At 67.9% G+C, this 2235-nt stretch carries 4 protein-coding genes; 1 reads left to right on the top strand and 3 read right to left on the bottom strand.

Features of this window, described 5'->3' with window-relative positions; translation table 11 throughout:
* Positions 1–162 precede the first annotated feature (162 nt).
* Positions 163–399 carry a hypothetical protein gene (locus FNH04_RS45130; protein WP_152792020.1) on the top strand — a complete coding sequence of 79 codons (237 nt, stop codon included), beginning with the start codon at positions 163–165 and terminating at the stop codon, positions 397–399.
* A gap of 109 nt (positions 400–508) precedes the next feature.
* Here FNH04_RS45130 and FNH04_RS45125 read toward each other — a convergent pair whose 3' ends face one another.
* The 3 genes from FNH04_RS45125 to FNH04_RS45115 all read right to left on the bottom strand — a co-directional run.
* Positions 509–904, bottom strand: coding sequence for a GNAT family N-acetyltransferase (locus FNH04_RS45125; protein ID WP_152792019.1), 396 nt, complete (start codon positions 902–904; stop codon positions 509–511).
* Positions 904–1551: a hypothetical protein gene (locus FNH04_RS45120; protein ID WP_152792018.1), complete on the bottom strand. Its 648-nt coding sequence runs from the start codon at positions 1549–1551 to the stop codon at positions 904–906. The genes FNH04_RS45125 and FNH04_RS45120 overlap by 1 nt, the downstream gene beginning before the upstream one ends.
* Positions 1552–1700: 149 nt before the next feature.
* The coding region (locus tag FNH04_RS45115; RefSeq protein WP_228032040.1) for a hypothetical protein at positions 1701–2235 on the bottom strand (535 nt) is incomplete at its 5' end.

The raw sequence follows: 2235 nt of genomic DNA, 5'->3' as shown, positions 1-2235 counted from the left end.
GCTTCTGCCCCTCGGCTTGCATATATGCATCCCTCCGGGTGAAGTGTGTGAGCTGGAAGTTTCTGCTTGATTCCGAGAGATGAGCCCTTCACCACAACTCGCCCGTGCCGGCGCTAACTTGTTCGCTCCGTACCACTTCAACCATGGCAAGGACCGAACACTTTGAAGATCGTTCGCCGCATCGGTGCGTCCCCACGTGAGCGCGGAAGCGTTGGAGGCCAGGCGTGCCCCGACATCTTCGAGCTCGCGGACGGCAGCTTCGCCGTCGTAGGAGCAGACAGGACCGAACTGCTCGACGGCAGCCTCCCCGCCGATGCCTCACGTGCCTCCTCCCAGAGGATCGTCGTCATCACCCGAGACACGCTGCTCCGCGCCAAGGCGGACATCCCTGATGCCTGACACTCCCTCGTAGCGTCTTGGCACGCTTCATGAACCGAGCCCTCACGTCACCCGCCTCTCGCAGCAGGGGCGGGCGCCGTGGTTCTGGTGCCGTGGTTCTGGTGCTGCGCTACAGGGCGATCAGCCCCGCCGTCGTGGGTTCGAAGCCGCAGGCATCGAAGTAGAAGGGGCGCAGACGCTCCTCGAAGTCGACGTGGAGCCACTGGCACTTGGCGGCGCGGGCTCCTTGTGCCGCGGTTCCGATCAGCGCGGCGCCGATTCCCCCGCCTCGGCAGCGCGAGGCCACCACCGTGTCCAGGAGGAAGGCGTGAGCCCCGCCGTCCCAGGCGACGTTGACGAAGCCGACGAGGGAGTCGCCCTCCCACGCGCAGACCCAGCCGAGGCTGTGACGCCGTACTCGTGCGTGCCAGCCGACGCTGCCGGGCGGCCCGCCGAAGCCCTCGGCGTGCAACGCGTTGAGGGAAGCGTCGTCGAAGTCGCCCCGCCACTCGTACCTGATCGTCATCACGCACTTCCCTCCGGCGGCCTGGACTCGATCCGGGGCGGCCGGTCCGGACTGGTGAGAGGGGTCCGTAGCTCCACGCGCAGACGGATCGACGTATCGATGGAAAGCCCCAGGCCGGAGTAGCGGAGATCCTTCGCGTGGTGCGCGATGAGGTCGAGATCCCGCAGCTGCCGCTGGAGCTCGGCGGTGAGGGCCTCGTCCGGGTCGGGCACGTCCTCTTCCTGCTCGGCGAGGTACTCGAGGTGATGGTCGACGGCCTCCACGGCCCGGCGGCTGACCCAGACGGCGAAGTCTCCGCAACCGAACAGGTAGGCGTGCGCGGCGTACAGCGTCGCCGCGGCGGCCGACTCGTCGGCGTCGTCGGGGCCGTCCTGGCCGTCGTTGTGGCAGTACTCGCTGAGCATGTACTCGGCCACACCGCGCTTGACGGCGCCGAAGGCGGTCGAATCCCCGAGAACGCCCTCCCACACGGAGTTCAGCAAGGGGCGCAGACTCATCGTGAACGGCGCCTGATCATCGTCGGGAAGTGCCTCGTGCCGGCTCATGAGCCGTTCCGCGACGCCCGCGGCGAACACGCCCCGCTCACCGGACGACACGGCCGCCAGCCGTTCCTCCACGGCCGCCGACAGCTCCTGCCACCTGTCCATTCAAGCCCCCCGAGTCACGAAAACAGCGTGCTCACACCGACGATGGCGATCATCGCACCCACCACTGACATCCCCGGCCGGACGAGGACCGGATGAGGAGCGGATGAGGACCGGACGAGGACCGGATGAGGACCGGACGAGGAGGTGCCTCAGCGGGGGATGTCCTCCAGGTCGGAGAAGCCCTCCGCCCTGCTCCACCGAAGCACCCTCGTGCCCGCGGGGGTGGTGAGGCCCTTGGAGTAGGGGAAAGTGAAGGTGACCTCGCTGGTGTCGCTGGAGGCCTTGACCTTGCGCCAGCCGTCGAAGTGCTTGGTCAGGTGGACGTACCACTTCTCCAGGTTGCCGACGCCCACCGCGGCGATGGACTCCGCCGGAGGCTCACCGTCCGTGCAGTACAGGGCGAAGTTCGCGATGACCGCGACGGTGCCGTCGAAGTCCTTGAGCGTGAGGGACGCGCAGGGGTCGGTCCTGGTCCTGTAGAGCGTCTGCGGCTTGCTCCACGCCTCAGCCTGAGCGCTGTAGTGCTGTTCGACGAGCCCACGGCCCTGCTCGTAGTACATGGCCACGCGGCGGCCTTCCTCCAGCTCGACCACCTCGGCGTCCGCGGGCGGAGAGTACCGGGAGGCGTAGGAGGACTTGTTCTCGACCACCTCGGCGCTGGTCGGAAGCCTGGGGTGGGAGGGC

Origin of the sequence: Streptomyces phyllanthi (assembly GCF_009377205.1) — a bacterium.
Taxonomy (GTDB): Bacteria; Actinomycetota; Actinomycetes; order Streptomycetales; family Streptomycetaceae; genus Streptomyces; species Streptomyces phyllanthi.
The sequence above is the reverse complement of the archived record's forward strand: the minus strand, read 5'-3'. Positions and strand labels throughout refer to the sequence as shown.